At 63.9% G+C, this 25324-nt stretch carries 29 protein-coding genes and 1 pseudogene; 16 read left to right on the top strand and 14 right to left on the bottom strand.

Annotated features, from left to right (window positions below):
* Positions 1 to 112: 112 nt before the first annotated feature.
* Both AC1DGP_RS30920 and AC1DGP_RS30915 read right to left on the bottom strand, forming a co-directional pair.
* Positions 113 to 769 (bottom strand): MarC family protein, encoded by a 657-nt coding sequence (locus AC1DGP_RS30920; RefSeq protein ID WP_441493136.1) that lies wholly within the window; start codon positions 767 to 769, stop codon positions 113 to 115.
* A 135-nt stretch (positions 770 to 904) separates the two neighbouring features.
* Complete coding sequence (locus AC1DGP_RS30915) at positions 905 to 1798, bottom strand: hypothetical protein (RefSeq protein WP_441508419.1); 894 nt, start codon at positions 1796 to 1798, stop codon at positions 905 to 907.
* A gap of 625 nt (positions 1799 to 2423) precedes the next feature.
* Between AC1DGP_RS30915 and AC1DGP_RS30910 the strand changes: the two genes are divergently transcribed.
* From AC1DGP_RS30910 to AC1DGP_RS30890, 5 genes are all read left to right on the top strand, one after another.
* A complete protein-coding gene (locus AC1DGP_RS30910) occupies positions 2424 to 3686 on the top strand; it encodes an ABC transporter substrate-binding protein (RefSeq protein ID WP_441508418.1) in 1263 nt (420 codons plus the stop codon).
* Between the two features lie 69 nt (positions 3687 to 3755).
* Positions 3756 to 4724: a YVTN family beta-propeller repeat protein gene (locus tag AC1DGP_RS30905; protein ID WP_441493139.1), complete on the top strand. Its 969-nt coding sequence runs from the start codon at positions 3756 to 3758 to the stop codon at positions 4722 to 4724.
* Positions 4725 to 4863: 139 nt separating this feature from the next.
* Complete coding sequence (locus tag AC1DGP_RS30900) at positions 4864 to 5616, top strand: ABC transporter ATP-binding protein (RefSeq protein WP_441508435.1); 753 nt, start codon at positions 4864 to 4866, stop codon at positions 5614 to 5616.
* Positions 5613 to 6485: an ABC transporter permease gene (locus AC1DGP_RS30895; protein ID WP_441508417.1), complete on the top strand. Its 873-nt coding sequence runs from the start codon at positions 5613 to 5615 to the stop codon at positions 6483 to 6485. The genes AC1DGP_RS30900 and AC1DGP_RS30895 overlap by 4 nt, the downstream gene beginning before the upstream one ends.
* Positions 6482 to 7147: a hypothetical protein gene (locus tag AC1DGP_RS30890; protein ID WP_441508416.1), complete on the top strand. Its 666-nt coding sequence runs from the start codon at positions 6482 to 6484 to the stop codon at positions 7145 to 7147. The genes AC1DGP_RS30895 and AC1DGP_RS30890 overlap by 4 nt, the downstream gene beginning before the upstream one ends.
* Positions 7148 to 7205: 58 nt before the next feature.
* Here the strand turns inward: AC1DGP_RS30890 and AC1DGP_RS30885 are convergent, their stop codons facing one another.
* From AC1DGP_RS30885 to AC1DGP_RS30870, 4 genes are all read right to left on the bottom strand, one after another.
* Entirely contained in the window at positions 7206 to 7754 is a 549-nt protein-coding gene (locus AC1DGP_RS30885) for a PQQ-dependent catabolism-associated CXXCW motif protein (RefSeq protein WP_441508415.1), read from the bottom strand.
* 2 nt (positions 7755 to 7756) lie between these two features.
* Entirely contained in the window at positions 7757 to 8566 is an 810-nt protein-coding gene (locus AC1DGP_RS30880) for a substrate-binding domain-containing protein (RefSeq protein ID WP_441508434.1), read from the bottom strand.
* Positions 8567 to 8678: 112 nt separating this feature from the next.
* Entirely contained in the window at positions 8679 to 9203 is a 525-nt protein-coding gene (locus AC1DGP_RS30875) for a c-type cytochrome, methanol metabolism-related (protein ID WP_441493144.1), read from the bottom strand.
* 115 nt (positions 9204 to 9318) lie between these two features.
* Positions 9319 to 11139, bottom strand: a complete 1821-nt coding sequence (locus AC1DGP_RS30870; RefSeq protein WP_441508414.1) for a methanol/ethanol family PQQ-dependent dehydrogenase — start codon at positions 11137 to 11139, stop codon at positions 9319 to 9321.
* Between the two features lie 510 nt (positions 11140 to 11649).
* Here AC1DGP_RS30870 and AC1DGP_RS30865 point away from each other — a divergent pair.
* The 7 genes from AC1DGP_RS30865 to pqqE all read left to right on the top strand — a co-directional run bounded on the left by AC1DGP_RS30865 (position 11650) and on the right by pqqE (position 17050).
* Positions 11650 to 12588: a quinoprotein relay system zinc metallohydrolase 2 gene (locus AC1DGP_RS30865; RefSeq protein WP_441508413.1), complete on the top strand. Its 939-nt coding sequence runs from the start codon at positions 11650 to 11652 to the stop codon at positions 12586 to 12588.
* 33 nt (positions 12589 to 12621) lie between these two features.
* Positions 12622 to 13440, top strand: coding sequence for a quinoprotein dehydrogenase-associated SoxYZ-like carrier (locus tag AC1DGP_RS30860; RefSeq protein ID WP_441493147.1), 819 nt, complete (start codon positions 12622 to 12624; stop codon positions 13438 to 13440).
* A gap of 77 nt (positions 13441 to 13517) precedes the next feature.
* On the top strand, positions 13518 to 14261 hold the full coding sequence (locus tag AC1DGP_RS30855; protein ID WP_441508412.1) for a pentapeptide repeat-containing protein: 744 nt from the start codon (positions 13518 to 13520) through the stop codon (positions 14259 to 14261).
* A 61-nt stretch (positions 14262 to 14322) separates the two neighbouring features.
* Positions 14323 to 15057, top strand: coding sequence for a DUF1194 domain-containing protein (locus AC1DGP_RS30850; RefSeq protein ID WP_441508411.1), 735 nt, complete (start codon positions 14323 to 14325; stop codon positions 15055 to 15057).
* The gene (pqqA, locus tag AC1DGP_RS30845) at positions 15044 to 15259 is read left to right on the top strand and encodes a pyrroloquinoline quinone precursor peptide PqqA (RefSeq protein ID WP_441508410.1); all 216 of its coding nucleotides are present in this window, start codon (positions 15044 to 15046) and stop codon (positions 15257 to 15259) included. The genes AC1DGP_RS30850 and pqqA overlap by 14 nt, the downstream gene beginning before the upstream one ends.
* Positions 15260 to 15629: 370 nt before the next feature.
* On the top strand, positions 15630 to 15923 hold the full coding sequence (gene pqqD, locus AC1DGP_RS30840) for a pyrroloquinoline quinone biosynthesis peptide chaperone PqqD (RefSeq protein ID WP_441493150.1): 294 nt from the start codon (positions 15630 to 15632) through the stop codon (positions 15921 to 15923).
* A gap of 56 nt (positions 15924 to 15979) precedes the next feature.
* The gene (gene pqqE, locus AC1DGP_RS30835) at positions 15980 to 17050 is read left to right on the top strand and encodes a pyrroloquinoline quinone biosynthesis protein PqqE (protein WP_441508433.1); all 1071 of its coding nucleotides are present in this window, start codon (positions 15980 to 15982) and stop codon (positions 17048 to 17050) included.
* Positions 17051 to 17077: 27 nt separating this feature from the next.
* Here the strand turns inward: pqqE and AC1DGP_RS30830 are convergent, their stop codons facing one another.
* Positions 17078 to 17278 (bottom strand): hypothetical protein, encoded by a 201-nt coding sequence (locus AC1DGP_RS30830; protein WP_441493151.1) that lies wholly within the window; start codon positions 17276 to 17278, stop codon positions 17078 to 17080.
* A 188-nt stretch (positions 17279 to 17466) separates the two neighbouring features.
* The gene (locus AC1DGP_RS30825; protein ID WP_441508409.1) at positions 17467 to 18477 is read right to left on the bottom strand and encodes an AraC-like ligand-binding domain-containing protein; all 1011 of its coding nucleotides are present in this window, start codon (positions 18475 to 18477) and stop codon (positions 17467 to 17469) included.
* A 262-nt stretch (positions 18478 to 18739) separates the two neighbouring features.
* On the opposite strand from AC1DGP_RS30825, the gene gfa reads away from it, so the two are divergent.
* Positions 18740 to 19318, top strand: coding sequence for an S-(hydroxymethyl)glutathione synthase (gene gfa / locus AC1DGP_RS30820; protein ID WP_441493153.1), 579 nt, complete (start codon positions 18740 to 18742; stop codon positions 19316 to 19318).
* Positions 19319 to 19345: 27 nt separating this feature from the next.
* Entirely contained in the window at positions 19346 to 20458 is a 1113-nt protein-coding gene (locus AC1DGP_RS30815; RefSeq protein ID WP_441493154.1) for an S-(hydroxymethyl)glutathione dehydrogenase/class III alcohol dehydrogenase, read from the top strand.
* 40 nt (positions 20459 to 20498) lie between these two features.
* Here AC1DGP_RS30815 and AC1DGP_RS30810 read toward each other — a convergent pair whose 3' ends face one another.
* From AC1DGP_RS30810 to pqqB, 4 genes are all read right to left on the bottom strand, one after another.
* Positions 20499 to 20888, bottom strand: coding sequence for a hypothetical protein (locus tag AC1DGP_RS30810; protein WP_441508408.1), 390 nt, complete (start codon positions 20886 to 20888; stop codon positions 20499 to 20501).
* A complete protein-coding gene (locus tag AC1DGP_RS30805) occupies positions 20885 to 21574 on the bottom strand; it encodes a hypothetical protein (RefSeq protein WP_441508407.1) in 690 nt (229 codons plus the stop codon). Before AC1DGP_RS30805 ends, AC1DGP_RS30810 begins: the two co-directional genes overlap by 4 nt.
* 116 nt (positions 21575 to 21690) lie before the next feature.
* Positions 21691 to 22422 (bottom strand): pyrroloquinoline-quinone synthase PqqC, encoded by a 732-nt coding sequence (gene pqqC / locus AC1DGP_RS30800; RefSeq protein ID WP_441508406.1) that lies wholly within the window; start codon positions 22420 to 22422, stop codon positions 21691 to 21693.
* Positions 22419 to 23306 (bottom strand): pyrroloquinoline quinone biosynthesis protein PqqB, encoded by an 888-nt coding sequence (gene pqqB, locus AC1DGP_RS30795; RefSeq protein ID WP_441508405.1) that lies wholly within the window; start codon positions 23304 to 23306, stop codon positions 22419 to 22421. Before pqqB ends, pqqC begins: the two co-directional genes overlap by 4 nt.
* Before the next feature lie 447 nt (positions 23307 to 23753).
* Between pqqB and AC1DGP_RS30790 the strand changes: the two genes are divergently transcribed.
* Together AC1DGP_RS30790 and AC1DGP_RS30785 are read left to right on the top strand one after the other, a co-directional pair.
* Entirely contained in the window at positions 23754 to 24176 is a 423-nt protein-coding gene (locus tag AC1DGP_RS30790) for a cupredoxin domain-containing protein (protein ID WP_441508404.1), read from the top strand.
* A 62-nt stretch (positions 24177 to 24238) separates the two neighbouring features.
* Positions 24239 to 24430 carry a hypothetical protein gene (locus AC1DGP_RS30785; protein ID WP_441508403.1) on the top strand — a complete coding sequence of 64 codons (192 nt, stop codon included), beginning with the start codon at positions 24239 to 24241 and terminating at the stop codon, positions 24428 to 24430.
* A 98-nt stretch (positions 24431 to 24528) separates the two neighbouring features.
* Here AC1DGP_RS30785 and dut read toward each other — a convergent pair whose 3' ends face one another.
* Positions 24529 to 24993 carry a dUTP diphosphatase gene (dut, locus tag AC1DGP_RS30780; RefSeq protein WP_476770893.1) on the bottom strand — a complete coding sequence of 155 codons (465 nt, stop codon included), beginning with the start codon at positions 24991 to 24993 and terminating at the stop codon, positions 24529 to 24531.
* A 172-nt stretch (positions 24994 to 25165) separates the two neighbouring features.
* Positions 25166 to 25324: pseudogene (locus tag AC1DGP_RS30775) on the bottom strand (IS481 family transposase); the annotation flags it as partial.

The following is a 25324-nucleotide window of genomic DNA, read 5'->3' as shown; positions in this document are numbered from 1 at the left end:
GCCGCGGCCTGTTCCGAGCCTGCCCTCGCAGCGCGGGCAAAAGCCGCCCTGCCCAATAACAGATTTTGCCCCTCCATTTTTCGCAGGCACGCTTCCCGGACGGAGACGTCGCTCAGTGCAAAGTGGTCATGCCATGCATTTCCAGAGCTTCGACCACGCCGTCGAAAATCAGGCCGCCCCCGATCGCGGAAACAAAGAACCCGACAATGCGCGTGATCGCGTCGATCCCCATCGGGCCGATTCTTTGCGTGAGCTTCTCGGCATAGATCAGGCAGATATAGGTGGTGAACATCGTTGCCAGGATTGCCGCAGAAATGGCGATGAACGAGAGGATTTCCTTGGATGAATCCTTGATCGTCGCGGTCATCCCGATGATCGTGGCGATGCCGCCGGGACCGAACATGATCGGCATCGCCAGCGGCACGAAAGCGATGTTCGCTTCGCCGGTATCGGCGCCCGAGAGACCCAGATCGTCGCCAGATTTCTTCGGCATGAACAGCTCGAAGCCGATCTTCATCAGGATGATGCCGCCGACGACCCGCACCATGCTGAGCGGAACGCCGAAAATCCGGAGCAGGAGCGTTCCGAAAATGAAGAAGAAGAAGCAAAGCAGCAGCGCGTAGACCGAGGCTTTCAGGGCGACCGTGCGGTGCGTTGCGTTATCCTTGCCGGACAACAGCTTGAGGTAGACCGGCAGGACCTCGAACGGATTGATGATGGCAAGCAAGGTCGTGAAGGTGCCCACGAAGAGAGAAAGCTCGGTCCTCATCCGCATCTCCCCTTCCGATTGCGTGTGCGCGCAGGCCTCTCTTGTCAGGAAATTGCTCCCGGTCGGCGTCCCTGCCGCGCGTTGTCACCTCGAGAACGTCGACCCGCCGCCAGGAACCGGTATCCTGGCCTTGCTTCAGAACCGCAGGCTGAGCCCGACGACCGGGCCATGCATCAACATATCGAAAGCATAACGCCGACGTCCCTCTCCCTGGGCATAGTCGGCGTAGAGCGCCCGATAACCGAGGATGCCCGAATAGGTGATGCCGTTCTTCTCCGCGAAATCGAAGCTGTAACCTGCAATGCCCTGCCACGAGAATTTGCTGCCGCCACCACCAAGGTCGCCACGCAGGAAGATTTCGTGGCCCGGCGCGACGCCGATCCGCATGCGCGCGCCGGCAAAACCGTCAACCCAATCCACCGAGCCGGAACGGGCGATCGCGACATTGCGCCCGAAGCTGAGATCGCCGACATCGACGGTCGCGCCCGCATCGAAGGAGATATCGGCGCGCTGATACCAGTAGCGCGCGCCCGCCAGGACGTCGAAGCCGACTGATCCGTAGCGCGCGAACTCGTAAGCGGCCCCAGCTTCAAGGATGGCCATCGAGGTCTTGGCATCGCCGGACGCGCCGATCGCGCCCGAGATATCCGGCGTAACGCTCCGCGTCCTGACGTTACCGCGATCGATGCTGACCTTGAGCCCGGCGAAATTGCCGAGGAGGGAGAACCGGCCGTTGCGGGCCTCGATATCCGCCATCAGGGCAAACAGCGTGCCCCCATCTCCGAGTGTGGCATCGACGATATCGATGAAACTGGCATCAACCTTCGCGGTTCGCCCCTTCACGGTCTGGTTTCCGTTGAGCGAAATGAGCCAGCCATAGGGCGTGAATCGGTAGGTCCATGCCGAAGTCATCACGGGCGGCACGGGCGTGGTCGGGGGCGGCAGATCGGCGGCCTGCGCCACGACGCTGCCGAGCCCGAGCACCATCGACAAGGTGAAGCCGCAGGCCCTCGCGTGGTTGAGTATCATCGCAATCCCCTTTTCTTGCGATTCATGCTGCGAATTCCACACCCAGCATCCGTCGAAGACTGATCCCGCTCAATGCGCAACTTGCTTCCCACCGCAAAGCAGCGATGGGTGTGACATATTTACTTATCCCACACGCCCAAATTCGGCTTCACAATCACCAGCTTGACGACATGGACCTGGCGTTGCTGCCTTCACGGTCCGCGGCAAGAATGGCCTATCGGATTCGCGCCGCGTTTCCTGAGAGAATCCTCATTACGATCGCCCTAGGATCGAATCGAATACTGTCGCCGGCACAGAGGAACCTCGCGACAACCCTTGCGATAGGTATCCCGCAGCCAACGTCGGCTCGGATTTACGGCCCGCTTTTTCGGCTTGGAGCGAAAAGCAAACTACGTGAATCCCGTGAGCGTTTTCGGAGTCGCCTTCGAATGTCCTCTCAGCGCGCGCTCCGAACCCATGCAGTGGCTCAGGCGCAGGTCGGCACTCCACACCCTTGTGGAACGGCCAGGCATCGGCTTGCCGAGCCGTGCCCCGGTTGACGTCGATTGCGGCTGGGCGCAGCTTTGGAGGGCGTGGGCGACGCGCACGGCTGTAGCTGGCCTTCGCCCATCGGGGAGTGCCGCGCATGGAGGATTGCGAGGCCCATCGCCATGACCTTCGCCTGAAGGCCGGGATGCTGCGCCTTGCGGCCATCTTTCTGGTCTTCAGCGTGATGCTGCTCGCCGGTGGGCCGATCAAGGCGCTTGCGCAATCAGCGCCCCCGACGGAGGCCAGGACGATCGGCATCCTGCTCGTCCGGGAGATCCAGGAGCGCCCTCTCCCGCTGTCGCTGCTCGACATTCCGCCGCCCGACGACGGTATCGCCGGCGCGCGGCTCGCCATTGCAGACAACACCAATACGGGGCGTTTTCTCGGCCAGGAGTTTCGCCTGGACATCATCGAGAGCGCCAAGGCCGATGAACTGCTCGTCGAAGCCGAAAGCCGCGTCGCCGCGGGGCAACATTTTCTGGTGCTCGACGTGCGCGCCCAGACCGTTCTCAGGCTCGCCGACGCGCTGAAGGGAAAGGATGTGCTGCTGTTCAACGCCGGCGCGCCGGACGAAAACCTGCGCGAGGAGGATTGCCGCGCCAATGTCCTGCATACCGCCCCGTCACGCGCGATGCTCGCCGATGCGCTGGCGCAGTATCTCGTCTGGAAACAGTGGCGGCGCTGGTTCCTGGTTCTCGGAACGCGGCCAGAGGACGAGGCCTTCGCCGGGGCGGTGCGACGCGCGGCAAAGCGCTTCGGCGGCCGCATTGTCGAGGAGCGGGTTTTCTCCGACGAAGGCGGCTCGCGGCGCGCCGATGGCGGTCACGAACAGATTCAGCTGCAGATCCCGGTCTTCACGCAGAATGCGGCGGCCCATGACGTCGTGGTCGTGGCCGACGAGGCCGGGCTGTTCGGCGAGTACTTCCCATTTCGGACCTGGGAGGCGCGACCGGTGGTGGGGACACAGGGGCTGACGGCGACAAGCTGGCATCCCGCGCTCGAACAATGGGGAGCGACCCAGTTCCAGAACCGCTTCAGGCGATCGGCGAACCGGACGATGCGCCCGCTCGACTATGATGCCTGGCTCGCGATCCGCAGCATCGGCGAGGCGGCAGCGCGCCGTCGCTCGACCGCGTTTGCCGAGATCGCGGCCTATCTGCGCTCCGCAGAGTTCGACGTGGCAGGCTTCAAGGGCCAGAAACTGACATTCAGGGACTGGAACGGCCAGTTGCGCGAACCGATCCTGATCGCGACGCCGAAGCTCCCGGTCTCGGTTTCGCCGCAGCCGGGCTTTCTGCACCAGTTCTCGACGCTGGATACGCTCGGGCTCGACCGGCCGGAAACGAAATGCAGATTGTAGGAGAGTAAGTCAGAGCCTGAAGCCAATCGCGTCCTGGTTTTTCGACATCATCATCGGAAACGGAACACCATGCGGCTCACATCATTTCTTTCGGCGGGCGCGCTTTTACTGCTCGGATCCACAGCCAACGCCTACACGGTGTTCGTCTCCAATGAAAAGGACAACACCGTCAGCGTCATCGACAGCACGACGCTGGAAGTGACCAAGACCATCAAGGTCGGTCAACGTCCGCGCGGGGTCGTGCTGGCCCGGAACGGCGAGTGGCTGCTGATCTGCGCGAGCGACGACAATGTCGTGCAGGTCTTCGACACCAAGACCCTGGAATTCGTCAAGAATCTGCCCTCGGGTCCTGACCCGGAGCTCTTCACCCTGCATCCGAAAGGCAACCCGCTCTATATCGCCAACGAGGACGACAATATCGTCACCGTCGTCGATATCGAGAAGGGCTCGGTCCTGTCGGAAATCCCCGTCGGTGTCGAGCCCGAGGGCATGGGCATCAGCCCTGACGGGACCATTCTCGTCAACACCTCCGAAACGACGAACATGGCGCATTTCATCGACACGGGAAGCAATAAGACGACCGACCATGTCCTGGTCGACGCCCGCCCGCGCTATGCGCAGTTCACGCCGGACGGATCGCAGGTCTGGGTCAGCTCCGAGATCGGCGGCACGGTCAGCGTCATCGACGTCAAGACGCGCAAGCCCGTCGGCAAGGTGTCGTTCCAGATCAATGGCGTCAACGCCGACGCCATCCAGCCCGTCGGCATCCGGATCACCAGGGATGGCAAAACAGCCTTCGTCGCGCTCGGGCCGGCCAACCGCGTCGCCGTCGTCGATACCGCAACCCTGAAAGTGGAGCGCTATCTCCTGGTCGGGCAGCGCGTCTGGCAGCTCGCCTTCACGCCCGACGAGAAGCTGCTCTTCACGACGAACGGCACATCGAACGACGTCTCGATCATCGATGTCGAGAAACTGCGTGTCACCAAGTCAGTGAAGGTAGGACGCTACCCCTGGGGTGTCGCCATCGCCCCATTTTGATCAGCGCGCGCCTCGGCACGCAGAAGGCCAAGAGTCGTTCGGAGGAGAGCATGAAGGCTTGCATCGTTGCTCCATCTTTGGCTAACGCGGCGCGGATCATCGTCACGTGAACGCAGCATTCGACGATCGGCGGGTCGGCATGGCGCTCTCGGTCGCCGGGGTCAGCCATGCCTTCGGCGAGCGGCGTGCCCTCGTCGATGTGTCGCTGGAGGTTCCGGCCGGTTCGTTCACCGTTCTGCTCGGCCTCAACGGCGCGGGTAAATCGACGCTGTTTGCGCTGATCACGCGGCTCTATGACAATGTCAGCGGCGAGATCCGGGTCTTCGGCAATGATGTGCGTCGCGCCCCGTCGGCAGCGCTGCGGCAGATCGGCGTGGTGTTCCAGAGCCGCTCGCTCGATGCCGACCTGAGCCTGCTGCAAAACCTCGCCTATCATGCGGCGCTGCATGGTTTCGGTCTCGCCGCGGCGCGGGCGCGCGCCATGGAACTGCTCGACATCATCGGGCTCTCCGACAAGGCACGCGACAAGGTGCGTGCGCTGTCGGGCGGCCAGGCGCGCAGGGTCGAGATCGCGCGTGCCCTGCTGCACGAGCCGCGTTGCCTTCTGCTCGATGAAGCCACCGTCGGCCTCGATATCGGAGCGCGCGAGGGCATCATCGCCCTGGTGCGCGATCTCGTCGCCAGCCAGGGGCTCGGCGTCCTGTGGGCGACTCATCTGATCGACGAGGTCGCGCCGAGCGATCGCATCGTCATCCTGCACAAGGGCCGGGTTCTGTTTGCCGGCGATCACGACAACCTGCTCGCCATGACGGGCACGGCAACGATACGCGAGGCATTCACGACGATGACGGGCTCTGCGGCTGCCAATCCTGCCGGCACGGTGGCGGCATGAAGACCATCCCGCTGGATCATGCGCCACCGACACTGGCGGACGCGCCGGAGCGCTCGGGCTTCTCTGGTTATCTCGCCTGCTTCAACGGCATCGTCTGGCGCGAGATGCTGCGCTTCATCCATCAGCGCGAACGCTTCCTCTCCGCGTTGGTGCGGCCGCTCGTCTGGCTCTTCATCTTCGCCGCCGGCTTTCGCCAGGTTCTCGGCGTCTCGATCATCCCGCCCTATGAAACCTATGTCCTCTACGAGGTCTTCGTGACGCCGGGCCTGATCGGCATGATCCTGCTCTTCAATGCCATGCAGTCCTCGCTCTCGATGGTCTATGACCGCGAAACCGGCACGATGCGAACCTTGCTCGTCAGCCCGTTTCCGCGCTGGTTCCTGCTGACATCGAAGCTGATCGGCGGCGGCGCGGTGGCGCTGCTGCAGGTCTATGTCTTTCTGCTGATCGCCTATTTCTGGGAAATCGAGCCGCCCTTGCTCGGCTACCTCACGGTGCTGCCGGCCTTGTTCCTGGCGAGCCTGATGCTGGGCGCGCTCGCCCTGTTCATGTCGTCGATCATCAAGCAGTTGGAGAACTTCGCCGGGGTCATGAACTTCGTGATCTTCCCGATGTTCTTTGCCTCGTCCGCGCTCTATCCGCTGTGGCGCATCCGGGAATCGAGCCCGCTGCTCTATGAGATCTGCCGCTTCAATCCCTTCACCCATGCGGTCGAACTGATCCGCTTCGCCCTCTACGCGCAGATTGATCCTGTCTCGCTTGCGGCGGTGCTGGGTTTTACCGCCGTCTTTCTCGCTGCCGCCATTTACGCCTATAATCCATCGAAGGGTTTGCTGGGTCGGCGTGGTGCTCCCGGAGGCACGGCATGACGTTCCCGAGAGGTCTTGTCCCGAGCCAACGCCTGATCCGCACGAGGCTCAGGATCGCCTGCGGCGCGGCCCTGTTCGCGGGCATGTTCGCAGCCTTGCCGGCGCGCCCGGACGAACCGGAATGGCCCTGCGTGCAGCGCAGGGTCGCGACGCTCACTGCGGCGCAGATGTGGGATGGCCCCGATGTCGAGGCGCTCACCGGCTGGCAGGACGACGCGGAGATGGAGCGCCTGATCAAGGCACTCGTCAGCCGCGCCAACCCGATGGAGCAAGCAAGCGAGAGCCTGGCGCAATGGGCCAAGGCCCAGCCGGACTCAAGCCGGGACGAGAAGCTGAAAATGCTGTTCGCCGGCGTGTTGAAGACCATCAATGACGACCGCGCCATCGTGCTCGCAGGGATCGGCCGGTTTCAGCATCGGCAAAGGCAGCTCGCCGAGCGGATCCAGGAGCAGGGAGCGGCGCTGGGTGCGCTGCGCGCCAAGGCGGCGCTGGACGAGAAGGCCAAGGCGGAGCTCACCGTGGCGGAGGACAGGTACAAGTGGGATACGCGGTTCTTCGCCGAGAGGCAGGAATCTCTGCCCCTCGCCTGCGAGATACCCGTGCAGATCGAGCAGCGCGCCTTCGATCTCGCCCGCGAAATCCGGGCGCTGATGAAGGATTGACGCCGCCTCGCCGCGGCCACGGCACTTCGGTGCCGGGCGCTTCGGTCCGGCGCGGGTCTCATAGCCCCGGCGCAATCTCGACGAGCGGAAGCAGCGCCTCGCCCCAGCCATCGCTGCCGTCGGGAAACCAGATGACATTGCTGTACCCCCAAGAGACGGCGCGCTTGGCTGCGTTCCAGGACATCCAGCAATCCTTCAGGCAGAAGAAGACCAGCGTTTTCGCCTTGTCGCCGCCGGTGAGCGTCGCGAGCTGCGCCTGGAAGGCCTGCAGCAACGGTTCGGGGATGACGCCATAGCCGGTATTGGCCAGCCAGACCGCGCCCGGAATGCTGCGATGCGGCGCCTCGCGCCAGACCATGTTCGCCGGCAGGTTGTCGGGTTTCACGGGGCGTGGCAGGACATCGATGAAGACGGCTGATTTCCCGCGCCACAGCAGCTCTGCTGCCCGTGTGTCGATGACGCGGGCGCCCTGGAGCATCGCTGGAACCGGCGCGCGATAATTCTCGGTACGATAGCCTGCGGGTTCGTCCGGGACGGCCCACGCCAGGCCGCCGGCCGCTGACCCCGCCGCCAGCCAGAGTGCCAACAGGGCAGTGCCGCGCCACATGGTCAGCGCCGCGGCGCTGTGATCGGCACCGTGTCCTCGTCCAGCAGCGGCACGCCGAAATCCAGCAGGATCGCATCGATATCGCCCTGCCTCCTGGCGATGATCTCGTTCAACTTGCGTTTCCAGTCATCCTCCTGATGACGCACGCCGAAGGTGATCCGATAGGCCATGCGCGGCCCCATCGTTTCCCTCAGCAGCGGCGTCACGGTCAGCTTTTCGCCGCCGCGGCTGGCGAAATAGCCGCCGATCGGCCCCCACAGGATTCCGGCATCGATCTCTCCGGAACGGATATCGGCGATCATGCGCTCCGCGGGAGAGTCGAAGCGCCGGTCGACCGTCAGCGGATAGGGCCTTGCCTTCTGCATCAGGCCGAGCATCGCCATGATGTTCCCGGGCGGTGTGCCGGCGACGATGCCGATGCGCTTGTCCTTCAACCGCTCGTCGGCAAGCGTAACGACGCCGTCGAGCCTCTGCCCCGGCCGATGAACCAGGACATAGCTCGAGCGGTAATAATGGTTGCTGTTGAGGACGAGATCGTCGCCCTGCGCGTAACCGATGATCAGGTCGCAGCGCTTTGCGAACAGCGTCTGGCGCACAAATCCCGTCGCCTGCGGAAACCAAGTGTATTCGAGCGGAAGCTTCAAATCATCCGCGACGAGTTCGGCGATCTTGTTCTCAAAGCCCTGCCCCGCCTCGTTCGAGAAGGGCAAATTGGCCGGGTCGCTGCAGACGCGGAGGACTTCGTGATTGACCAGATCGGCACGGCCGGTCTCGGCGGCGTGGCTGGCGCCCCCCGCGGCGAAGAGGAGGATCGCGCAGCAGATCAGCCAGCGAAAGACATCAGCGGGCCGCCATGCCCGCACTGGTGGCCGGGTGGTGGCAGGGCCGGACACGCAGCTGCTGCGCAGCCGTCCGGGCCTCGCTCTAGGAGCCCATGCAGGTCTTTTCATTTTGGACGGCCGTCTCCGGCTTTTCGACGGCGCGTTCCGGACGCGTGCCCCGCGGCAGCACACCATCGGCGCGCGCCTTGAGATAAACGTAGATGTCGTCGAGATAGCACATGACATTGGCGTTATCGCCGAGCGCCGGCATGACGCTCGTCTTGTCGGGGCGCGTGATCGTGCGCCCGCCAGCCACCACTTCCGTGAAGTCAGTATATTTCATGGTTTTCAGGGACCCGACCAGGGCCGGGGCATAGCTCGACCCTTCCCCCTCCGGCCCGTGACAGACATGGCATTCCGAATGGTACCGCCGGAAGCCGGAGTAGGTATACCAGTCGACCTTGCCGTCAGCCGTGATGTTGTAGGTCGGCGTGCCGTCCTCCAGCGTCCATTTTCCATCCTGTTCGGTCTTTGCCGGCTTGTCCTGCGACGACCCGCCGGTCGCCGGCAACAACACGGCCAAAAGAGCGAAACCTGCAAGTGCGAAGCCGATGCCGAAATGTTTCACTTTCAGCCTCTCCGGTAGCCGCTGCATCGTCGATTGTCGGCCGTGACAGCCGGGGCGGGCATCAAAAAGGCCGGCGCAACCTGTTCAGCCGCGCCGGCCATCCGTCACGCGCCGATCATGGCAGCGTGAAGACCGTTAACACACCACCGAGCGCGGTGTAGTCGCGCAGCGCGGCATAGCCGCCGACTGCGCCGAGACCGTCGGTCGGATTGGTCAAACCGGCAGCGAGACCGATCCCGGCCCAGCCACCGATGCCGGACAAGACCGCGACCTGCTGCTTGCCCTTGTGGGTATAGGTCATGACGTTGCCGATGATGCCCGACGGCGTCTTGAACTTGAACAGTTCCTTGCCGTCCTTCTCGTCAACCGCCTTCAGGTAACCTTCCAGCGTGCCGTAGAAGACCACCCCGCCTGCGGTCGCGAGCGCACCCGACCAGACCGAGAACTGCTCCGGAACCGACCAGACGATCTTGCCCTGGCCTGCATCCCAGGCGACGAAATTGCCCATGCCGCCATGGCTGCCGGGTGCCGGATACATCGAGAGGGTTGCGCCGACATAGGGTTGGCCGGCCGTATAGGACACGCGGAACGGCTCGTAATCCATGCAGACATGGTTCGTCGGCACGTAGAACAGACCCGTCCGCGGCGAATAGGCGGCCGGTTGCTGGTCCTTGGAGCCCAGCGCCGCCGGGCAGACGCCCTTCGTGTTCTTGTCCTGGCCGGTCTGGAATGTCGACATGGCCGACACGACCTGCGGACGGCCATATTGCGGGCTGTTCTTGTCCATCACGACCCCGGTCGTCCAGTTGACCTTCGGGTCGAATTTCTGGGCGACGAGCAATTCACCGGTGACACGATCGAGCGTGTAGCCAAGCCCGTTGCGGTCGAAATGAACGAGCGCCTTACGGGGCTGGCCGCCAACCGGGATATCGGCGAGGATCATCTCGTTGACGCCGTCATAGTCCCACTCATCGAATGGCGTCATCTGGTAGGCCCATTTCGCGACGCCGGTGTCGGCATCACGGGCAAAGATCGACATGGTCCATTTCTGGTCGATCGGCTTGCCGTCGGCGCCGGCGCGCTGCACCGGGTTCCAGGTCGAGGGATTGGCGGTGCCGTAGAAGAACAGGTTGGTTTCCGGATCATAGGAATACCAGCCCCAGCTCGAGCCGCCGCCGATCTTCCACTGATCGCCCGTCCAGGTCTTCAGCGAGGAATCCTTGCCGACCGGCTTGCCGAGCGACGTGGTTTTCTCAGGATCGATCATCATCTCGCTGTCGGGGCCGGTCGAATAGGCCCGCCAGAGCTGCTTGCCTGTCTTCATGTCGTAGGCGGTGACATGTCCCCGCACGCCGAATTCCGCTCCGGAAATGCCGACGATGACCTTGTCCTTCACCGGCAGGACAGTGGCCGTATTGGTCTCGCCCTTCTTCGGATCGCCGTTGACGACCTTCCAGATTTCCTTGCCGGTCTTGGCATCGAGCGCCACCACCGTGGTGTCGGCCTGATGCAGGAAGATCATGCCGTCCGCATAGGCGACACCGCGATAGACCGTATCGCAGCACATCACCGGAATGACCGACGGGTCCTGCTTGGGCTCGTATTTCCAGAGGATCTTGCCGTCCTGATCCAGATCGAGCGCATAGACGATGTTTGGAAACGGCGTGTGGACATACATCGTGCTGCCGATGACCAGGGGCGCGCCTTCATGGCCGCGCAGCACGCCGGTCGAGAAGGTCCACGCCACCTTCAGATTCTTGACGTTGTCTCGATTGATCTGGTCGAGCTTGGAATAACGCGTATTCGCGTAGTCGCCAGTCTGGATGGCCCATTGGTTTGGATCAGATGTCTGCTTGATCACATCAGAATTAGCCAGCGCGAGCGCTGGAAAGGCCACGGTCGTCAACAAAGCTGTCGATTGTATAAGCTTGCGCATGACGTTCCTCCTGGCGTTTTTTGTCTGCTGCGATAGCGCTCCATAGCGTGGTCACGGCTGAACACCCGAAGCGTCCAGGCGTTTCGGCATGCGTTCAGGCTACGACTGCATCAACGCCAACCGGGCGTCAGTCATAGAAGCCGATTTCTACCGGTGCATGTGTAAGCCCTTTTTCGATGACGGACAAGATCGCAGCAAGATTCCATCCCCTCCAATCCTACAAAATTACGCCCAAACACGATCTGGACACGCGCCAACACGTCACGATTACTGACCTACGCAAATGCAATCGCAATGAATGCTGCATCGCACAATTCAGGGAGGAGACAGATCAACTTGAGACACGGCACGACCTAAGCGCGAAATGGCACTGCCTTCTTCCGCATGCTAAGAGAGCGGATGGCCGCCGCTGCCCTGCCATCGCGCCCGGATCTGCGATCTTCGCTGCGCGCCCTCAATCGGCGGCCATGTGCAAGACGGGGCCGGCGCATCCGGGCTGTGCTGGGAGCGATGCTCTGTCTCGCACTGGCACTGCCTGGCCGTGAAGGCGGACCCGTTTCCCCGGCGGCGGCCCAGACAACCCCGGCAGCCCTGCCCTTGAGCGTCACCGAGATCGCGCCTGGCGTTTTCGTGCATCAGGGCGCTTATGCGCTCTTTGCGCCGTCAAATCGGGGCGACATCGCCAACCTGTCCTTCGTGATCGGTCGCGATGCCGTCGCCGTGATCGACACCGGCGGCAGCCTGGCCATCGGGCAGGCGCTGCGCGCCGCGATCCGGACGGTGACCGACAAGCCCATTCGCTACGTGATCAACACGCATATGCATCCCGACCATCTGTTCGGGAACGCCGCCTTTGCCGATGACCGGCCGGAATTCATCGCCCATCACAAACTGGCGCGTGCCTTGGCCGCGCGGGCCAAGCGCTACCTTGCCCTCAACGCGCAACTGCTCGGTCCGGACGCCTTTGCCGGCACCCGCCTGATCGCGCCGACGCGTGCCGTCGAGGACCAGTCGGTCATCGATCTCGGCGAACGCGAGCTCATCCTCGAAGCGCAACCGACGGCGCATACCGACAACGACCTGACCGTTCGGGATACGGCCTCGGGAACACTCTTTCTCGGCGACCTGCTCTTCATGCGGCATGTCCCGGCCCTCGACGGATCGATCCGCGGCTGGCTGGCGCTGATCAGCCGCCTCGAACAGGTCGCGGCAAAGCGTGTCGTGCCCGGCCATGGGCCACCGGCGGCGGCCTGGCCCGAGGCCGTGCAACCGCAGAAGCAGTACCTGCAAAGAATTTCCGCGGATGTGCGGCGCATGATAAAAGAGGGACGATCGATTGCCGAGGCCGCCGCGACCGCCGGGCTCTCCGAGAAGGAGAGCTGGCTCCTGTTCGACGAGTTCAACGCCCGCAATGTCACGGCCGCGTTTGCCGAGCTTGAATGGGAGTGATCGCAGCGCCGCCAGCCTGAACCGGAGGATGCCATGACTGAGCTCATCGCACGCCGCAGCGTCCTTTATCTTGTCGGCGCCATGGTCACGGGCCTGCCGGTTACGCTGGCGCGGGCCGAGGACGATCCCTGGCCCGGCCTCCACCAGGACGTGTTCCAGAACCGGCCGATCAGCGAGGAGGACGGGCTGGTGACGCTGGAAGCGCCCGTGCGCGCCGAAGACGCGGCCCTGGTTCCGCTGACCGTGAAAATCGACCGCGACAAGGCATCGGCCCCGCTCACACTGACCTTGCTGATCGACAAGAACCCGGCGCCGGTTGCCGCCACCTTCTTCTTTGGCGAGGGCTCGGGCGAGATCATGCTGTCGACGCGCGTACGGATCGACGCCTATTCGAATGTGCGCGCCGTGGTCGAAACCAGCACCGGGGCGCTGCACATGACCACCAAATATGTGAAGGCATCCGGCGGCTGCTCGGCGCCGGCACCGAAGGATGCCGAGCTCGCCGAGGCCGAACTCGGCAAGATGCAGCTGCGGCAATTCGAGGCAAGCCTCCCGGCCTCGACCTCCCGCGAGGCGCAATTGATGATCCGGCACCCGAATTATTCCGGGATGCAGATGAACCAGCTGACCGGCTACTACATCCCGGCGAAATTCATCACGGATGTCGAGGTAAAGCGCGGCGATGCGCTCGTCTTCCGCATGGAGGGCGGCATCTCGCTAAGCGCGGACCCCAATATCCGCTTCACCTTCCGGTCGACAGGTCCTGATGATGTGCTCACCGCGGTCGCGAAGGATACGGACGGCCGCGTGCTGCACGGCAGCTGGCCGGTCAAGAGCGGAAAGGAAAGCTGATCACGCAGCCCTATAACCCAGCCAGACGCGCCCGCAGGACAGCCGCGCTTGTCGCGCTCTGCCTGTTCTGCACGCCCATGCCGGCGGTCGCCGAAGCCAAGCTGACCGTTCGCGAGGTTACGCAGCGATTGTTCCAGCTCGCGCCCGGCGCGCGTGCCGATCTCGGCGGACAGGATTTGCGCGGCCTCGATCTGAGCGGCCTCGATTTCCGGCGGGCGCGGCTCGCCGGCAGCGATCTCTTTGGCGCCGATCTGGTTCGTGCCGATCTTTCTGGAACCGATCTGCACGGTGCCCGGCTCGACCGGGCGGTGATCATCGGCACCGATTTCAGCGGCGCCGACCTCTCCGACGCGACCCTGCTGCTGCCCAGCGCCGTTTCGAGCCTGTCCTATGATGCAAGCGAAGCGCCTCGCTTCCGGAACGCCAATCTTGCACGCGCCGTCATTGTCGCCCACCTGAGCGGCGCCGATATGCGCGGAGCCGACCTGACCGCAGCCGTCTTCAACTATGCGGATATGCGGGGAACGCTGATGACCACGCTACGCACCGAGCTCTTCGGCTGCGACCTGACAGGCGCGATCCTGCGCCATACCGACCTGACAGGCATCGTGCTGCGCTTTGCCAAATTGCGGCATGCCGATCTGACCGGGGCGATGCTGGTCAATGTCGATCTGTCCAAGGCCGACCTCACCGCCGCGGATCTGAGCGAAGCCGATCTGACCGGCGTCGATTTCGACGGTGCGATCCTGACCGGGGTGAAGGGCCTGGAGAGCGCCCGGGGCCTCGCCCTGGCGCATAATCTCGACAAGGCGGTAAGGTAGCTCAGTCGAACGCGTTGCGGAGCACATGCCGGTGCTGTTGCTCGATCGATCTGTTCGCCCTTTGCTTATCGCCCTCGCGGCCGCGCTGGTGATGCAGCCCGGCGCCCGGGACGGCAGCGCTGAATCGCGGGGAAGCGTCGATACCGCCCTCATCCTGGCAATCGACGTGTCGAATTCCGTCGATGCGCGGCGCTATCGGCTGCAGATCGACGGCATCGCGGACGCGCTCGATGCCCCCTCCGTGCAGGCGGCCATTCTCGGCGGGCCGCGCCAGGCGATCGCGATCAGCGTCATCCTCTGGGCCGACAAGCCTAGCTTCTCGATTCCGTGGGTCAGGGTCGCCAGCGCCGCCGATGCGCGGGCGCTGGCAGGCAAACTGCGCCGGCTCGCCCGGCAAGGCGGCGAATTCACCTGCGTGGCGCAGATGATGCGCTTCGTCGCCGACAAGATCACGCCGCAAATCCCGATGCGGGCGACGCGCGTCCTCCTGGATGTGTCGGGGGACGGACAAGAAAACTGCAACCCCGAGGCCGCCCCGATGCAGGTTCGCGATGAACTGGTCGCGATCGGCCTGACCATCAACGGGCTGCCGATCCTGGAAGGGAGCGAGGCTGAGACGCTCGCGCGCTGGTATGGCGAGAACGTCGTCGGCGGCCCCGGCGCCTTCGTGCTCCCGGCGCAGGGATTTGAGGATTTCGGGCGGGCCTTCCGGCAAAAATTCATCACCGAGATCAGCGCATGGCCCGCCGCTCCGGGCCGCCCGCCCTCGCGCCTTGCCGCGCATGAACAGCCCTGATCGGCCCTCGCCAGTGAGTTTCCGGACAGACGGCGGGCTCTGTTTGCAACAGGCTGCCGGCGGGTGTAGGCTCCCGGCGCCTACTCTTGAGAAGGCTGGCGACGATCTGGAGAAACCGATCATGCGCAAGTGGAAAAAACCCGCAATCATCGAAGTGACAGTCGGCTGCGAAGTGACGTCTTACGCTCCGGCACAGTTCTGAAGCGTCCGTTCTGAGTAACAGGCCGTCGACCCGGGAGCGGTTGCGGGCGCTGGCGCCCGGTTCCGCCGTCGGGGATGGCTGCCACGATGGGATTGTTGGTGTCCGTTCACGTGTCAGGCGGGAAGCCGTCGGGTGCGGTCGCAAGCGGCGTCTATTTGTGAGCATCGCGGATGGCGGGCTCATAGCCGCGCGTGCTGTGCCCTGCGCTTGCTGTCACACGATGGGCGGTCCGGCGCGCGCTCGACAGTGGAGGCGACGGGTTGAGGTGCCCCCCAGCCGTGGCGGCGTGGTCGCGGCAGGTCTGGCGTCGATCCCGCCATCGAGCCCCTGGCACCGATACGCTAGACGAACCTGAACGAGGCGCTGGCCCATGACTGCTGGCATTACGACCGCTGACGTCGCGAGCATCGTCCCGGTACTGCCCCGTGGCGTGCGCCTGCGCTTTGATGATAGCCGCCGGCAATGGTTCCTTCTCGGTCCCGAGCGCGTGTTCGAGCCCGATGAGATGGCGCTCGAGATCCTGCAGCGCATCGATGGGGTGAGTTGCGTCGAAACCATCGTCCAGGATCTGGCGACGACCTTCGACGCGGACCGGGACGAGATCGCCGCCGACGTCATGACGTTCCTGCGCGGCCTTGCCGATCAAAGGATGGTCGACCTGTGAGCGATGTCGAGACGCTTCCACAGACCCAGCCTGCTCGGCCCGAATTGCAGCCGCCGATGGGTTTGCTGGCGGAGTTGACGCATCGCTGTTCCCTGCGTTGCCCCTATTGCTCCAACCCGCTCGAGCTCGACAGGCGCTCGGGCGAACTCGCGACCTCCGAGTGGAAGCGGCTGATCGATGAGGCTGCCGCGCTCGGCGTGCTGCATATCTATTTCTCGGGCGGCGAGCCGATGCTGCGGCGCGACATCGCCGAACTGGTCGCATATGCGCATCAAGCCGGGCTCTATACCAACATGATCACCTCCGGCGTCGGCTTTCAGCCGGCCGTGCTGGACGCGGTCACTGAGGCGGGCCTCGACCATATCCAGCTTTCCATTCAGGCGATCGATGCCGAAACCTGCGATCGCGTTGCCGGTTACACGGGCGCGTGGCAGCGCAAGCATGAAGTCGCTGCCGCCATCGCCCGGCTCGGATTGCGGCTCACCGTCAATGCCGTCGTGCATCGGGACAACGTGCAGCAGATTCCGGCCTTCGTAGAGCTTGCGGAAGAATGGGGTGCTGCGCGCATCGAGATCGCGCATGTGCAGTATTACGGCTGGGGCCTGGTCAACCGCGCCAGGTTGATGCCGACGCGCAAGCAGGTCGAAGCTGCGATGGTGGATGTCGAGGAGGCAAGAAGCCGCACGGCCGGGCGCCTCGTCATCGATTGCGTGCTGCCCGATTACTATGCCCGCTACCCGAAAGCCTGCATGGGCGGCTGGGGCACGCGGTTGATGAACATCACGCCGACAGGGCGCGCCCTGCCCTGTCATGCGGCCGAGACGATAGCGGGGCTGGTCTTCGACAATGTCCGCGACGCCAGCCTGTCGGAGATCTGGTATCGCGGCAGGGCGTTCAATGCCTTCCGCGGCACGGACTGGATGCAGGAGCCCTGCCGCAGCTGTGCGCGCAAGGAGCTGGATTTCGGTGGCTGCCGTTGCCAGGCCATGGCGCTGGCCGGCGACGCGGCCGCGACCGACCCTGCCTGCTCATTGTCGCCGCTGCATCGCGAGGTCGTTGCGCTGGCGGAAGCCGAAGCCGCCTCCGAGCGCAGCGATTTCATCTACCGGACCTATCAGGGCGTTTGACGCAACCGTCTCCAGGCGCCCCTCGCGTCAAATGTCCTTCTCATCCGCGCCGGCGCAGCGCCAGCGGACGACGCGCCAGTCGGGATGTTCGCCATTCCATTGCGCGACATAGGGCGCCGCGCTCTTCGCGCACTGGTTCGGCGAGACAGTGATCGCCAGCGGAATCCGCTCATTCCGGCAAATCGAGGGGTCCGTGACGAGGCAAACCGAAATGACGATCGCAAGCATCGACTGCTCCCCCACTTTTGCGTGGCCCAGCCCGTCCGACGACGAGGCAGACCGCGCGCCAGCCGCCATCGGAGAGGCTCATCCTACAGGTCTTTGACGGGAAATGCGAAGACCAACGGGCAGCGCATAGGGGAGGCTGCCGCGCTGGAGCATCTGCCTGAACCGCCAAGAGCGGATCATGCTTGTGATCAGCCTCGGGGACCGCTCGCAAGGCTGCCCCGTTCGACTGGCGGGGCGTGGCCGAAGCCCGCAGGATCACCGGCCTGCCTTTGGATGGCCGAAGGCGGCATGCCGTAGCGCTTCTTGAACAGATGGGTGAAATGCGAGGAGCTGCTGAAGCCCCAGGAAAAGGCGATATCGGTCAGGGTCTTGCCCGTTCGCGAACCGAACTCGAGCTCTTCCAGGCATTTCTCCAGACGCTCTTGCCAGATGTAGCTGGTGATCGTCGTGCCTTCATCGGCAAAGGACATGTGGAGATAGCGCTTCGTGCAATCCAAGGCCGACGAGAGCTGCTCGATGCCCAGGTCCGGATCGCTCAGGTTCTCGCGAATGAAGGCCTTGATCCGGGATGAAAGAGCCGCGCGCCCCGAGGTCCTGAAGGACGTTTGCGAAAGGAAGGGCATCAGCACGAGATCGAGCAAGGTGTCGGCGACCTGGACTTCGCAGCCCGCCGCCAGTGCCGGGGCCTCGTTAAAGGCGGACAGGACGAAATCATGGGCCAGGCGGCCCGCGCCTTCGCGAGCCGAAACCTGTTGCGCCAGGAGCGGATCGAGCGACACGCCACGTTGCTCCAGCAATTGCCGGGGTATGATGACGACATGATGCTTCGTCAGGGCCGCGCTCGTGATCACATGGGGCCTGGACACGTCGTAGATCAGACAGTCGCCGGGCGTGATGACGCAATGGCGGCCATCCTGCTCGAACAGCGAGGTGCCATCGGTCTGAAACAGCACCTTTATCGGGCGACCGCCCAGCTCAGTGCATGAAGCGGGGTGCGCGATCCGGTGTTGGCTGACCTCGATCTGGCAGAGCCGCAGCCGCCGGATCGTCGCATAATCGATATGCCCGTCGATCGTGCCGGCCCCGAAGGCATCGACGCGAAGCGGCCCGCATAGCGTGCCCAGCGCCTGAGCCCAGTGCTCGGACCGCAGCGGAGCCGCTGTCGTGGCGGTGCTCAAGGATATGATCGCGTGGGTCATTGTCGCGCATTCCGCTTCGACCGTGCCACTCTACATCGCCGCCCCCTCACAAGGAATGGCCTTCGGCGCGTCCGGCCGGGGCGTGTCTTCGCGGGCAGACAAGGGATGCTTCCCTTTAGGGCAAGCGTCGCGAAGAGAAAAATACCACATTGCACGCCGGACATGCGCCATCAGACGCATGTAGACGAGCACCGGATTTCCATGCGCGGGATCGAGGTGGTTCCAGACGCGTGATCATACCGGCGACAGGGAGGACGAAATCATGACCCAGACCGTTGCCATCCATCCCTCGATCGATCGCGGCCTCCCGCCGGCTTCCGCCGATTTCAAGGGCGGAACGCTCGTCTGCAAATGCACGGACCGCCCGGTAAAGGTCCGCGTCGACTCGCAATCGGCCCATAATCACGCCTGCGGCTGCACGAAATGCTGGAAGCCCAAGGGCGCGTTGTTTGCGATGGTCGCGGTGGCGCCGCGCAACAAGGTGACCGTGATCGAGAATGGCGACAAGCTCGCGATCGTCGATGAGTCCGCCACGATCCAGCGCCACGCCTGCAAGGGCTGCGGCGTCCATATGTACGGGCGCATCGAGAAGGCTGCCCATCCGTTCTACGGGCTTGATTTCGTTCATACCGAATTGTCGCCGGAAACCGGCTGGTCGCCCCCGGAATTTGCCGCCTTCGTTTCCTCGATCATCGAGTCGGGGGCCGATCCGGCCAATCAGGGCGCGGTACGCGCACGCCTGCGCGAAATTCGCCTCGAGCCCTATGATTGCCTCTCCCCGCCCCTGATGGATTTCATCTCCACCCATATCGCAAAGGCGTCGGGGGTTCTGAAATCCTGATCGGGATTGCTTGGGAGGGCCCGGGTCATGAAGACACGCGCAGCCGTCGCCTGGGAGGCGCGGAAGCCGCTGACCATCGAAACGGTCGAGATCGGCGGACCGAAGGCGGGCGAGGTCCTGGTCGAGGTGATGGCGACCGGCATCTGCCACACCGACGCCTACACGCTGTCGGGCATGGATTCGGAGGGCAAGTTCCCGGCGATCCTCGGCCATGAGGGCGCCGGCATCGTCCGCGAGGTCGGCGCCGGCGTGACCACGCTCAAGGTCGGCGACCACGTCATTCCGCTCTACACGCCGGAATGTCGGAATTGCAAAAGCTGCCTGTCACGCCGCACCAATCTCTGCACCGCGATCCGCGCGACGCAAGGCCAGGGCGTGATGCCGGACGGCACCTCGCGCTTCTCCTGCAACGGCGGCGAGGTCTTCCACTATATGGGCTGCTCGACCTTCGCGAATTTCACGGTGTTGCCGGAGATCGCCGTGGCTAAGGTCCGCGACGACGCGCCCTTCGACAAGATCTGCTATATCGGCTGCGGCGTGACGACGGGGATCGGCGCGGTGATCTACACCGCCAAGGTCTGGCCCGGCGCCAATGTCGTGGTCTTCGGGCTCGGCGGTATCGGCCTCAACGTCATCCAGGGCGCCCGCATGGTCGGCGCCGACAAGATCATCGGTGTCGACATCAATCCGGGCAAGCGCGCCATGGCCGAGAAATTCGGCATGACCGGGTTCATCAATCCGGCCGAGATCGGCAACGACAAGGTGGTGCAGGCGATCGTCGATCTGACCGGCGGCGGCGCCGATTTCTCCTTCGACGCGACCGGCAATACCAACGTGATGCGCCAGGCGCTGGAATGCTGCCATCGCGGCTGGGGTGAATCGATCATCATCGGGGTCGCCGAAGCCGGCAAGGAAATCGCGACCCGGCCGTTCCAGCTCGTCACCGGGCGGGTCTGGAAAGGCACCGCCTTCGGCGGCGCGCGCGGGCGCACCGATGTGCCGAAGATCGTCGACTGGTACATGGAGGGGAAGATCAATATCGACGACCTGATCACCCACAAGCTCAGCCTGGACGAGATCAATCACGGCTTCGACCTGATGCATGAGGGCAAGTCGATCCGAAGCGTCGTGGTCTACTGAACCGGTCGTCCGAAGCCCCGGCAGCTGGGACATCGCCAGATCAGAAGCAGCGCAATTCGCCTTCGATCTGTGCCCGCTTCAGGCGTGCGACCTTCTCGCGCATCAAGGGCATGGAGATAAACATCGAGGCGTTCTGACCGCCGCGCTGGCGCACGGACATGATCGTCTCGGCTTCCTCATAGGCCCTATAGGGCAGCACAGACGCGATCACGTCGATCGAGCACGAGCATTTCTCCAGCGCCGTACGGGTCTGGCCGTTCGCGGCCATGCACCCGAAGATGTAATCGGCGCGTGCGACCGTCGGATAGTCATTGACCGGCGTCTCAGCTGCGCCGCCATTGCCCGCAGCGAGGATCGTCGCCAGCAGCCCCCCGGCCAGAGCCGTCAGAAACCCGTGGTGCCGCGCTCCTGCCGTCCCGACCGTGCTCATGGCTGGGCGCTCGCCGATTTCAGGACGATGCGCTCCTCGAGTTTCGGCGCATCCGGCAATGTGCTGACGAACCTTGAGGTCATTTGGAGCAGCATGCCAGGCGCGGCCTCAGCCACCAGAATCTCGAACTGGCTGTCCTCATAGCCGAGCATCCGCCCGATATTGGTATCGTCGACAAAGGGCCTGACGGTGATCCGCGTCGCATCCAGCGTCTTGCCCTCGAATTCGACCTTGGTGGCCTCGCTTGTTGCCTTGTCGCGCAGGCCGGCGCGCAGCCGGTCCTTGAAATAGGGCGTCGTTCCACCGGTGAGCTGCGCCATGTTGCTCACTGCCCGATCGAGGAAGATGACGAGCACCGGATTGCCGGTCAGATCGGTAATCGACATAGGCTCGCGCGCCCGCTCGCCCGTGAACAGGCGCAGGTCGACATTGCGGCTGCCGTTGGCTGCAACGGATCTGACCACGAGCTTGATATCGTCGCCGAAGGGCTCGCCCAGCCGTTTCGTGTCGGAGGGCAAGCGCTCAAGCCGATAGGTCAGCTCCGTGCCCGAAGACACGCCGGAAAGATGAGGACGCGCGAACAGGATATCGACCGGCGTTTCCTGCGCCTGCGCCGGCCATGGCGCGATCGCCAGCACCAGAGCCATGACCTGGCAGAGCAAGACGGCGAAAGCTTTTCCGCTCACGATCGCATCTCCCTGACATCATAGCAGGTCGAGCAGGCCACGCAGGCAGCAGGATAAGGCTTGGCGCCCGGCGCAGCAATCAGCTTTGCAGGCTCAGCCGCTCAGGACCGCGATGATCAGCGCGCCGGCACGAAGGCGCCGGGCGGAATATGGCCAGGCTCGACATAGGCGTGATGGAGCGCATCCAGCATGGCCCAGAGCACGTCGCATTTGAATTCGAGCGCCGCGATCACCGCCTCCTGCTCGGCCGGCGTGCGGGCATGGGCCGTGACATAGGCAAGCGCGGTCTCGACATCGCGCCGCGCCTGTTCCGGGCGGGCGGTGAAATAGCTCAGGCTCTCCGGGCTGACGAAGTCGTAATGCGCCAGCATGCCTTCGACGCGGTGGCGGATGACCTTTGGCGAAAACAGCTCGGTCAGGGAGGACGCGACGGCTTCGAGCAGCGGGCGCTCGCGCACGAAATTGACATAGGCCTCGACCGCAAAGCGCGTCGCCGGCAGCACGCCGCGATGGGCCTGCACATCGGCGCGTGCCAGGCCCAGGCTTTCGCAGAGCCTGAGCCAGCGTTCGATGCCGCCCTCACCGTCCCCCTCGCCATCATGGTCGACGAGACGCTGGCGCCAGGCCCGGCGGAGCGCGGGGTCGTGGGTCCGGGCGATCAGGAACGCGTCCTTCACAGGGATATGGGCCTGGTAGGTGAAGCGGTTGAGAGCCCAGGCCTGGACCTCGCCCTTCGTGCACCGTCCGGAATGCAGTCTGGTGTGGAAGGGGTGCTTGTCGTGATAGCGCGCCTCTCCGACCTCGCGCAGGCGCTGTTCCAGTTCCTCGGGCGATAGCAAAGCAGTCACAGCCGCACCTCCATGCCGTCATAGGCCACCGCGATACCCGCGGCTTCGATCACGAGACGCTCCGGCGACCCCTCGATCAGCGCCGAATTGGTGTTGTTCAGATGGATATAGATCTTTTGCGCCGCAGGCAGCTTGGCGAGCCAGGACAGCGAGCCGCCAGGGCCCGTGATCGGCATATGCCCCATCCTCCGACCGGTCTTTTCGCCGACGCCGCTGCGGATCATCTCGTCATCCGTGAACAGGGTGCCGTCGAAGAACACCACGTCCGCGCTTTCGGCCGCGTCACGAACGCTGTCGGACAAGGCGGCACAGCCCGGGATATAGACAAGCGAGCGCCCTGCGCCGCCGATCCGGATGCCCGCCGCTTCGCCAGCCTCGGACTCGAGCCGGGATGCGCTCTCCTCGAGATAGAGCGGTGCCTTGCCGGGGACCGGAAACAGCTCCGCCGTCAGTCCGCCAGCCAGCGCGATGGGGTTCGCGGCCGTCGCGATCATGCGACGCGCCGGCACGGCGGCGAAGATCGGGTTGGCCTCGATCGCCTCAAGGACCGGTGCGAGCGCGACCAGATCGAACGGATGCCGCTCGCGCAGCGTGAGCAGCCCGGCGACATGGTCGATCTCGGCGCTGCTGAGAATGACCGTGCCGATCGGCGACTGGCGCTCGGCGCGCGGCCACAGGGCCGGCGTCGTCCGGATCTGGCTGCCAAGATCGGGGGACGCGTTCAGAACGATCCAGCTCTCGTCATCGAGCGTCACCGCGAGGCTCGATTGCGTCCGCCAGGGCGCGCGGGGATCCCTGCTCCAGGCCAGCGCGCAGACCCGGCACCGGCAATTCCATTGCGGAAAACCACCTCCCGCAGCCGCGCCAAGAACRATGGCTTTCATCGGGGCGCCTCAGGCAGCCGGCTTCCCGCAAGTGCACGGCGCGAAAGACTGCATTGCCCGCGCTGTTGCACACGCCGTTGCTTCCACTCCGCATGCGACCCAGGACATGTCCGGCTCCTTCGATTGTGCTAAGAACGGAATGGTGCTGACAAAGACTGCCTTCACGCTCCGGACGCGAGCCTCCGGCATCGCGATCACCTCAGCGACGATGGCAGCGGTTCTGTCTTCTTCACGTCCGCGCCCGTGTTACTGTCGACCTTGGCGATTGCTGGGTATCATTACAGAGGGAGAGGCTTCGGGCCAGTCCTTGCCCGGTCTGCAATATCACGCCAGCTCCCGGCAAAGACGGAGAGACCCGCGATCGAATATCTGATGGCGCGAGCGACGATCCAACGAAGGTCGACTGATCCCAGGTTATTCCAAAGCAACAAGAACGGGGAGGATGACATGCATCTGCTGTGGTTCTTGCTGGCGGGCCTGCTCGGGTTGAGCCAGGCGACGGCCGCCGACCTTGTGAAGGGCCGGACAAATCTGCCCGAACTGGTGCTCGGGAATGACGAAGGCCGCGACTACGTCGTCTCCCAGAAGCAGATCGAGATGGAATCCGGCAAGTCCTACCGCCTCTCCGTCACGGCGAAGGGCGGCAAGGAGTACAAGTTCTTCGCACCGGAGTTCTTCCGGAACAGCTGGATCAACCAGATCGTCATCAACCATCTCGAAGTGCACATGCAGGGTGCGCCTCATCATCTCGAGTTCGACGACCAGGGCACGATCCATGTCGAGTTCGTGGCGATCCGGCCGGGCGAGTACCCCTGGTATATCCAGGGCCTGGAGGCTCAGGGGATGACCGGCACCTTCATCGTGAAGTGACGGAGGCAAGCCATGCGCATGCTCGCTCTCACCTCCGTCCTGACCCTGGTGCCGATCCCGCAATGGCCGATGACAGGTCGGAATGCACGAACGGCATCGTCATGATCCAGGCCGAGATCGCCAGGAAGCCGCCGGCGGCCACCCTGCGCAAACTGGAGACGGCGTTGCGCGTCGCGCGGCGCGAAGAACAGGAGGGCGAATTCGACGAGTGTCTCGATGCGGTCAACGACGCCCGCAAGGCACTGGGACGATGAGCGCTTGTTCCTCATGGACCGGGCTCAGCCGTGGCAACGCRGGCGACCGATCTCCGGCCCCCCGAGCGCCCAGCGCTGAAGCGTGGTCTTCGCTAGGTTTAGCGGCTGGTTGAGCCATGGCCGCCGTAGCCACGCTCAGTTTCATCGAGCGTCGCCCTTTCGACAAACGCAACGCCGCTGACCGGCGCCACTACCATCTGAGCGATGCGGTCGGCACGCTGGATTAAAAATGGTGCCTTTCCGTGATTGATCAGAATGACTTTGATCTCGCCTCGATAGTCTGCGTCCACGGTCCCCGGTGAATTGAGAACTGTGACGCCAAATTTGGCGGCGAGTCCCGAACGAGGCCGGATTTGGGCCTCGTAGCCCTTGGGTAAGGCGATGGCGAAACCGGTGGGTATTGTCGCGGTCATGCCCGGAGCAAGGGTCACGACCGTACCGGGAGCAATAGCAGCAGGCAGATCAAGACCCGCCGAGCCAACAGTCTGCGATCGAGGGATCTCAAGCCCTTGTCCATTTTCAAGCCGGCGCAGGCCGACGCTGACACGCCTGTCGTTCCTCAAAATTCTACCAGCGAGCTTACCGAGTAAGTTCGACTTCCCCCCAGGCGTTGGCCAACAGAGCCGCGGATCGTGCGTAGGACAGTAAACGGGAGAGTGCCGGTTATCGAGCACCTAGGCGGCCTTGGCGCCCCCGTCGCCGCAACCTTCGGTTACTGGTTATGTGTCCGAGGCCTTAGGTGTTCAGTCCCGGCATTTGATGGATTGGATCGAGCCTGAATCGTTCTGGCTCTGAAGTCCAGCATTTGCAGATGAACTCGTAGGGTGTGAGCCCCCTAAGGGTCTTCAGCCGGCGGCCGAAATTGTAGGCGGCAACGAAGTCTGTGAGGTGAGG

The organism is Allobosea sp. 05T433 (genome assembly GCF_056396065.1).
This window is presented reverse-complemented; position numbering and strand designations above follow the sequence as displayed.

Bases quoted from the DNA above. Each gene is read 5' to 3' on its own strand.
- gfa (WP_441493153.1), top strand. From the start codon at position 18,740: ATGACCCAGACCGTTGCCATCCATCCCTCGATCGATCGCGGCCTCCCG.
- pqqD (WP_441493150.1), top strand. From the start codon at position 15,630: ATGACTGCTGGCATTACGACCGCTGACGTCGCGAGCATCGTCCCGGTA.
- AC1DGP_RS30910 (WP_441508418.1), top strand. From the start codon at position 2,424: ATGGAGGATTGCGAGGCCCATCGCCATGACCTTCGCCTGAAGGCCGGG.
- AC1DGP_RS30860 (WP_441493147.1), top strand. From the start codon at position 12,622: ATGACTGAGCTCATCGCACGCCGCAGCGTCCTTTATCTTGTCGGCGCC.
- AC1DGP_RS30890 (WP_441508416.1), top strand. From the start codon at position 6,482: ATGACGTTCCCGAGAGGTCTTGTCCCGAGCCAACGCCTGATCCGCACG.
- AC1DGP_RS30790 (WP_441508404.1), top strand. From the start codon at position 23,754: ATGCATCTGCTGTGGTTCTTGCTGGCGGGCCTGCTCGGGTTGAGCCAG.
- AC1DGP_RS30905 (WP_441493139.1), top strand. From the start codon at position 3,756: ATGCGGCTCACATCATTTCTTTCGGCGGGCGCGCTTTTACTGCTCGGA.
- AC1DGP_RS30865 (WP_441508413.1), top strand. From the start codon at position 11,650: ATGCTCTGTCTCGCACTGGCACTGCCTGGCCGTGAAGGCGGACCCGTT.
- pqqA (WP_441508410.1), top strand. From the start codon at position 15,044: ATGAACAGCCCTGATCGGCCCTCGCCAGTGAGTTTCCGGACAGACGGC.
- AC1DGP_RS30785 (WP_441508403.1), top strand. From the start codon at position 24,239: ATGGCCGATGACAGGTCGGAATGCACGAACGGCATCGTCATGATCCAG.
- AC1DGP_RS30815 (WP_441493154.1), top strand. From the start codon at position 19,346: ATGAAGACACGCGCAGCCGTCGCCTGGGAGGCGCGGAAGCCGCTGACC.
- AC1DGP_RS30825 (WP_441508409.1), bottom strand. From the start codon at position 18,477: ATGACCCACGCGATCATATCCTTGAGCACCGCCACGACAGCGGCTCCG.
- AC1DGP_RS30915 (WP_441508419.1), bottom strand. From the start codon at position 1,798: ATGATACTCAACCACGCGAGGGCCTGCGGCTTCACCTTGTCGATGGTG.
- AC1DGP_RS30920 (WP_441493136.1), bottom strand. From the start codon at position 769: ATGAGGACCGAGCTTTCTCTCTTCGTGGGCACCTTCACGACCTTGCTT.
- AC1DGP_RS30810 (WP_441508408.1), bottom strand. From the start codon at position 20,888: ATGAGCACGGTCGGGACGGCAGGAGCGCGGCACCACGGGTTTCTGACG.
- AC1DGP_RS30895 (WP_441508417.1), top strand. From the start codon at position 5,613: ATGAAGACCATCCCGCTGGATCATGCGCCACCGACACTGGCGGACGCG.
- AC1DGP_RS30830 (WP_441493151.1), bottom strand. From the start codon at position 17,278: ATGCTTGCGATCGTCATTTCGGTTTGCCTCGTCACGGACCCCTCGATT.
- AC1DGP_RS30900 (WP_441508435.1), top strand. From the start codon at position 4,864: ATGGCGCTCTCGGTCGCCGGGGTCAGCCATGCCTTCGGCGAGCGGCGT.
- pqqE (WP_441508433.1), top strand. From the start codon at position 15,980: ATGGGTTTGCTGGCGGAGTTGACGCATCGCTGTTCCCTGCGTTGCCCC.
- AC1DGP_RS30855 (WP_441508412.1), top strand. From the start codon at position 13,518: ATGCCGGCGGTCGCCGAAGCCAAGCTGACCGTTCGCGAGGTTACGCAG.
- AC1DGP_RS30870 (WP_441508414.1), bottom strand. From the start codon at position 11,139: ATGCGCAAGCTTATACAATCGACAGCTTTGTTGACGACCGTGGCCTTT.
- AC1DGP_RS30885 (WP_441508415.1), bottom strand. From the start codon at position 7,754: ATGTGGCGCGGCACTGCCCTGTTGGCACTCTGGCTGGCGGCGGGGTCA.